Below are 2065 nucleotides of genomic sequence, written 5' to 3'. Positions count from 1 at the left end.
CCAGCCCATTCCCGCGCCCGCGCAGGCGCCGTTCACGGCCGCGATCGTGACGGCGGGCATCTCGTGCAGGAGCGTGCAGATGCGGAAGTGGCGCGCTTCGAGCACCGCATCCCGTCCGCGGCTCGGATCGGTGAAGTGCTGCAGGTCGGCGCCCGGACAGAAGCCGCGCCCCTCTCCGGTCAGCACCAGCACGCGCAGGCGTGAGTCCGCCGCCGCCAGCGAGAGCGCGTCGTGCGCCTCGACCACCATCGCGTTCGTCATCGCGTTCAGGCGCTCGGGTCGCGCGAGCGTGAGCGTCGCGATGCCGTCGTTCACCTCGTAGCGCAGCGTCTCGTACTGGGTCATGCCGGGAGTCTACGCCCTCGCGCCACGACCAGGATCGGGCGGAGCAGCGCCGAGAGGTCCTCGAGGGGATTTCCGTCGACGACCAGCACGTCCGCGCAGAGCCCCGCGCGCAGCGCCCCGGTCACGCCTTCCAGGCCGAGCGCGCGCGCGGCGTCGGACGTCGCGGCGCGAAGCGCCTCGACCGGCCGCAGCCCCGCCACGCGCGCAAAGAGCGCGAGCGCCTCGGGCAGCCGGTGGTGCGCGACGTTGGGAATTCCCGCGTCGGTCGAGGCAATGAACGGAACGCCCGCGCGACGCAGCGCCGTGTAGGCCTGACCGATCCGGGTGGCGAACTTACCGGGCGTGCCGTCCTCGGCGAAGAAGCGCGCAAAGCCGGTGTTGATCGTGGGCGAGACGAACGAGCCGGCGCGTGCGATCAGCGACACGAGCTCCGGCGAAGGCGGTGCGCTCGCACCCGGCTCGCCCATGAACGAGCAGTGCTCGATCGTGCGCACGCCCGCGCGCGCCGCGCGCTCGATTCCCGACGTGCCGTGGCAGTGCGCGGCGACGTGCCGGCCGTGCAGCCGCGCCTCGGCGACGACGGCGTCGAGCTCGTGCGACTCGAACTGCGCGTCCGACGGGTTCGTTCCCGCGGTGAGCACGCCGCCCGTCGCCATCACCTTGATCAGGTCCGCGCCGCGCTCGACCTGGCGGCGCACGACGCCGCGGATTTCAGCCGCGCCGCGCGCCTCGCCGCCCCAGAACCAGCAGTGCCCCTGCGGCGAGGTCACGGGCTGCCCGGCGCAGAGCAGCCGCGGGCCGGGGATCTCGAAGCTCGCGATGCGATCGCGAAGCGCGAGCTCGCGGTGCGCGCCGCCGCCGAGATCGCGCGCGGTCGTGATTCCCACCGCGAGCATGTCGCGCGCTCGCGTGGCCATGGCCGAGAACGCGGCCTCCTCTCCGATCTCGAGCTGCTCCGCGGGGGAGCGGATCGCAGGGTCGAGCGTCATGTGCACGTGCGCGTCGATCAGGCCCGGCAGTGCGACCGCGCCGTCGAGCGCGATCGCCTCGTCGCCCGGCTCCGGTCGCACATCGCTGCCGACGGCCGCGATCCGCTCGCCCTCGATGCGCAGCGTGGCGCGCCCGGGCCCGAGCTCTGCGCTCGTGCCGTCCCAGATGCGCAGGCCCGAGAGCGCAAGCGCCACGCGGGAATGCTATCACGGTGCCCGGTGCCGACCGCCGAGACCACGAGCGAGCCCGACGACCCGCCCGTGCTCGATTGCGGGTTCGCGGCGCTGCTCGCCGCGACGCTCGCCTTCGGGCTGGCGCACTCCGCGTACTTCCTGCTGCCGAAGTACCTGGAGCTCGAGCTCGGCGCGAACCCATCGGAGATCGGCGGGATCTCCTCGCTCACCTGGTTCGCCAACGTCGCGCTGGTCGGGTTCGTCGGAGTCTGGATCGACCGCCGCGGGCGGCTTCCGCTCGCCTACGGCGGAGCGGCGCTGATGACGCTCACGAGCCTGGGCTTTCTGCGCGTCGACGCGCTCGGGCCGTGGCTGGTGTTCCTGCGCGTGCTGCACGGCTTCGCCTTCACGCTCTTCTTCGTCGCCGCCTCGACCCTGGCCGCAGACCTGGCCCCGCCCCGCAAGCTCGGCCAGGCGCTCGGGATCTTCGGCGCGATGATGGTCTCGACCAACGCGCTCGCTCCGGCCGCCGCGGAGTGGCTCGCGAACGCGGCCGG

At 73.4% G+C, this 2065-nt stretch carries 3 protein-coding genes; 1 reads left to right on the top strand and 2 read right to left on the bottom strand.

Going from position 1 to position 2065, the window contains the following annotated elements; genetic code table 11:
* Both FJ108_18480 and FJ108_18475 read right to left on the bottom strand, forming a co-directional pair.
* A partial coding sequence (locus tag FJ108_18480; GenBank protein MBM4337880.1) for an enoyl-CoA hydratase/isomerase family protein occupies positions 1-345 on the bottom strand: 345 nt, incomplete at its 3' end.
* A complete protein-coding gene (locus FJ108_18475) occupies positions 342-1529 on the bottom strand; it encodes an amidohydrolase family protein (GenBank protein MBM4337879.1) in 1188 nt (395 codons plus the stop codon). The genes FJ108_18480 and FJ108_18475, both read right to left, overlap by 4 nt.
* A 6-nt stretch (positions 1530-1535) precedes the next feature.
* Between FJ108_18475 and FJ108_18470 the strand changes: the two genes are divergently transcribed.
* Positions 1536-2065, top strand: a 530-nt coding sequence (locus FJ108_18470; protein MBM4337878.1) for an MFS transporter, incomplete at its 3' end; no start/stop codon positions are given.

It is taken from the genome of Deltaproteobacteria bacterium (genome assembly GCA_016875225.1).
Lineage (GTDB): Bacteria > Myxococcota_A > UBA9160 > SZUA-336 > SZUA-336 > VGRW01.
Note: the sequence above shows the minus strand (reverse complement) of the source record. Positions and strands in the feature narration are given on the sequence as shown.